Below are 4,629 nucleotides of genomic sequence, written 5' to 3'. Positions count from 1 at the left end.
GGCGAGTGGAAGGCGTGGCTGACGGTCAACCGCTTGCCCCGCAAGCCCTCCGCCGCCCGCAGCACCGCTTCCTCGACACCGGAGAGCACGATCGAGCGCGGCCCGTTGACCGCCGCGACGGCCACACCCTCGGGCAGCTCCACCTCGTCCTCGGCCGCCCGCACCGCCACCATCGCACCACCACGCGGCAGCGCCTGCATCAACCGGCCGCGCGCCTCCACCAACTTCGCCGCGTCCGCCAACGACAGCACACCCGCCACGTGCGCCGCGGCGATTTCGCCGATGGAGTGGCCCGCCACGAAGTCCGGGGTCACGCCCCAGGACTCCAGCAGCCGGAACAGCGCCACCTCCACCGCGAACAGCGCGGGCTGGGCGACACCGGTCTCGTCAAGGCCCTCACCGGATTCGATCGCCGCCCGCACCGGCAGCAGCGCGCACACCTCGTCGAAGGCCCGCGCGAACACCGGGAAGCGCTCCGCCAGCTCCAGCCCCATCCGCACGCGCTGCGAACCCTGGCCGGTGAACACGAACGCCACCCGGCCCTCGGCCACCTTCGGCAGCACCCGCGCGGAGCGCAGGTCGGCGTGCTCGGTGGCGGCCACCACCGCGCGGTGCTCCAGCAGCGCCCGGCCGGTGCCCAGGGTGTGCGCCAGGTCCGCCAGCGGCACCTCCGCCGCCGCCAGCCGGTCCAGCTGCTCGGCCAGCGCCGCCGGGGTGCGCGCGGAGACCACGACCGGCACCGGGCCCTCGGCGGGCTCGGCGGGCTGGGTCTCGGGCGCCTGCTCCAGCACGACGTGGGCGTTGGTGCCGCTGATGCCGAACGAGGACACCGCCGCCCGGCGCGGGCGGCCGGTCGACGGCCACGGGCGCTGCTCGGTCAGCAGCTCGATCGCGCCGGACCAGTCCACGTGCGGGGTGGGCTCGTCCACGTGCAGGGTGCGCGGCAGCACCCCGTGCCGCATCGCCTCGACCACCTTGATGATGCCGCCGACGCCCGCCGCGGCCTGCGTGTGGCCGATGTTGGACTTCAGCGAGCCAAGGGCCAGCGGTCGCTCGCGCTCACCGCCGTAGACCGCGTGCAGCGCCTCGGCCTCGATCGGGTCGCCCAGCGTGGTGCCCGTGCCGTGCGCCTCCACCAGGTCCACTTCGGACGGTCGCAGGCCCGCCGCGTCCAGCGCGGCGCGGATGACCCGCTGCTGGGACGGGCCGTTGGGGGCGGTCAGGCCGTTGGACGCGCCGTCCTGGTTGACCGCCGTGCCGCGCACCAGCGCCAGCACCTGGTGGCCGTTGCGCACCGCGTCGGACAGCCGCTCCACCAGCAGCAGCCCCACGCCCTCCGACCAGCCGGTGCCGTCGGCCGCCGCGGCGAAGGGCTTGCAGCGGCCGTCCGGGGCCAGCCCGCGCTGGCGGGAGAACTCCACGAACGCCGCGGGCGTGGACATCACCGTCGCGCCGCCCGCCAGCGCCAGGTCGCACTCGCCGCGCCGCAGCGCGTTGGCCGCCAGGTGCAGCGCCACCAGCGACGACGAGCACGCCGTGTCCACCGTGATGGCCGGACCCTCCAGGCCCAGCGCGTAGGCCAGGCGGCCGGAGGCGACGCTGCCCGCCGTGCCCGCCGCCAGGTAGCCCTCCAGCTCGGCGGGCAGTGCCCCGCCGCTGCCGTAGTCGTGGTACATCAGACCGGCGAACACGCCGGTCCGGCTGCCGCGCAGCGCGGTCGGGTCGATGCCCGCGCGCTCCAGCGCCTCCCAGGCGGTCTCCAGCAGCAGCCGCTGCTGCGGGTCGGTGGCCAGCGCCTCGCGCGGCGACATCCCGAAGAACTCCGGGTCGAACAGGTCCGCGTCGTGCAGGAACCCGCCCTCGCGCGCGTAGCTCGTGCCGATCCGCTCCGGGTCGGGGTCGTAGAGGTTGTCCAGGTCCCAACCGCGATTGGTCGGGAAACCCGACACCGCGTCCACCCCGTCGGCCACCAACCGCCACAACTCCTCCGGCGACCGCACACCACCGGGATAGCGGCACGCCATGCCCACGATCGCGATCGGCTCGTCGGCCGGGGTGGCCTGCTTGGGCTCGGCGGCCTTCGGCGCGACCGCGCCCGCCAGGTGCCTGGCCAGCGCCGCGGGCGTCGGGTGGTCGAACACCAGCGTGGTGGACAGCCGCTGCCCGGTGGCGGTGGCCAGCCGGTTGCGCAGCTCCACCGCGGTCAGCGAGTCGAAGCCCAGTTCGGTGAACGCCCGGTCGGCCGCGACCTCGGACGGGTCGGCGTGGCCGAGCACCGCGGCGGCCTGGCCGCGCACCAGCTCGGTCAGCGCGCGCAGCCGGTCGCCCTCGGACAGCGCGGCGAACCGGTCCGCGCCCGCCTTGGGCTTGGCCCGGCGCGGGGCCAGCTCGCGCAGCGCCGGGTGCGGGTCCTCGCGCAGCGCCGCGCGGTCCAGACCGGTCACCGCCAGCACCGGCGCGTCGCCCGCGACGGCCGCGTCGAAGGCGGCCAGCGCCTCCGCCACGCCGATCGGCTTGAGGCCCAGCCGGGAGATCCGCTTGCGGTCCACTTCGGACAGACCGCCGGACAGGGCGCTGTCGGCCTCCCACAGCCCCCACGCCAGCGAGGTCGCCTTGAGGCCCTGGGCGCGGCGGTGCTCGGCCAGCGCGTCGAGGAAGGTGTTGCCCGCCGCGTAGTTGGCCTGGCCCGCCGTGCCCAGCACGCCCGCGATCGAGGAGTACAGCACGAAGGCGTCCACGTCGCCGACCAGTTCGTGCAGGTTCCAGGCCGCGTCGACCTTGGGCCGCAGCACCGCGTCCACCTGCTCGGGGGTCAGCGAGTCCAGCGTGCCGTCCTGGACCACGCCCGCGGCGTGCACGACCGCGGTGACCGGGTGCTCGGCCAGCAGCGCGGCCAGCGCGTCGCGGTCGGCCGCGTCGCACGCGGCGGCGACCACCTCGACGTCCCCGGTGATCTCCGGGACGCGCCCGCTGCGGCTGACCAGCACCAGCTTGCCCGCGCCGTGCCTGCTGACCAGGTGCTGCGCCAGCGCCGAGCCCAGCGCGCCGCTCGCGCCGGTGATCAGCACCGCGTCCCAGCGGGGCGCGGCGCCGTCGTGGCGCGGGGCGGGCACCAGGACCTGTTCGACGGCCTGGCCGTCGCGCAGGACCGCGAACCGGTCCGGGTGCTCGGCCGCGGCGCTGCGCACCAGGCCGTGCACGGCGGCGTGCGCCAGGTCGTCGTCGACCTCGACGCCGAGCCTGCCGCCGTCGCCGGCCAGCCAGTCGCGCAGCACGCCGAGCGCGTGGTGCACGGCGTGCCGCGCCCGCTCGGGCACGGTCCCCTCGCCGGTCTCCACCCGCGCGGTGGCGTCGACCCGGACCGGCGAGGTGCGCCAGGCGGGCGTGAACAGCAGCCGGTCGCCGGTCACCGCGCCGGTGGCGGGCCGCAGCACCAGCTCCTCCACCGACACCACCGGGGTGCCCGCGCTGTCGGCCAGCAGCAGCGCCGCCGACTCCGCACCGGTCGGGGTGATCCGGGCGCGCAGCGCGGTGCCCGCCGTGCCGTGGAAGCGCACGCCCCGCCAGGAGAAGGGCAGCGCGGCGGGCCGGTCGTCGTCGACCACGCCGGGCAGCAGCGGGTGCAGCGCCGCGTCGAACAGCGCCGGGTGCACCGCGAAGCCACCCGCCTCGGGCTCCTCGGGCAGGGCGACCTCGGCGAACAGCTCCTCGCCGCGCCGCCACACCCGCCGCAGGCCGCGGAACAGCGGGCCGTAGCCGTAGCCGTGGCGCTCCACGCCCTGGTAGGAGAACTCGACCTCCTCGGCGTCCCGCGGCGGCCACGCCAGCAGGTCCTCGGCGGGCTCGGGGTCGGCGGCGGGCACGCCCGCCGCGTGCTTGGTCCACTGCTCGTCGTCGTCACGCCGGGAGTAGATCTCCACGGCGTCGTCGGAGCGCACCACTCGCACGGTGACCACGCCGTCCTCGGGCACCACCAGCGGCGCGGTGATGGTCAGCTCGGCCAGCGCCCGGCCCGCCATCTCCGCCAGCGCGGTGCCGGGGACCACGACCGCGCCACCCACCCGGTGCTCGGCCAGCCACGGGTGCGCGGCCCGCGACAGGGTGCCGGTGAGCACGGTCGAGCCGTCGGGCATGTCCACCGCCGCGCCCAGCAGCGGGTGCCCGGCCGAGCGCAGGCCCGCGACCGCCGCGTTGCCGCTCCGCGTGGGGCGCAGCCAGTACCGCTTGCGCTGGAAGGCGTAGGTGGGCAGGGGGACCTTGCGGGCGTCGGGGAACACCGCCGCCCAGTCCGGGTCCACCCCGCTGGTGTGCAGCGCGGCCAGCGCCTCGGCCACCGCCAGCGCCTCCGAGCGGTCCGCGCGCAGCAGCGGCACCGGCGTGATGTCCTCGAAGGCCGACGCGGTGAGCCCGGACAGCACGGCGTCCGGGCCCAGCTCGACCACGGTCCGCACGCCCCGCTGCTCCAGCGCGGTCATCGCGTCGTGGAACCGCACGGTCGCGCGCACCTGCTCGACCCAGTACTCGGGGTCGGTCCAGTCCGCGTCAGGCGTCACCGTGGACACCACGGGGATCGCGGGCGCGTGGAAGGTCAGCGTCCGGGCCACCGCGCGGAAGTCGTCCAGCATCGGC

General features: G+C 76.5%; 1 protein-coding gene. It reads right to left on the bottom strand.

Annotated features, from left to right (window positions below; genetic code table 11):
* A partial coding sequence (locus IEZ00_RS36890; RefSeq protein ID WP_229795964.1) for a type I polyketide synthase occupies positions 1–4,629 on the bottom strand: 4,629 nt, incomplete at both ends.

The organism is Saccharothrix coeruleofusca, from assembly GCF_014648515.1.
Lineage (GTDB): Bacteria > Actinomycetota > Actinomycetes > Mycobacteriales > Pseudonocardiaceae > Actinosynnema > Actinosynnema coeruleofuscum.
Note: the sequence above shows the minus strand (reverse complement) of the source record. Positions and strands in the feature narration are given on the sequence as shown.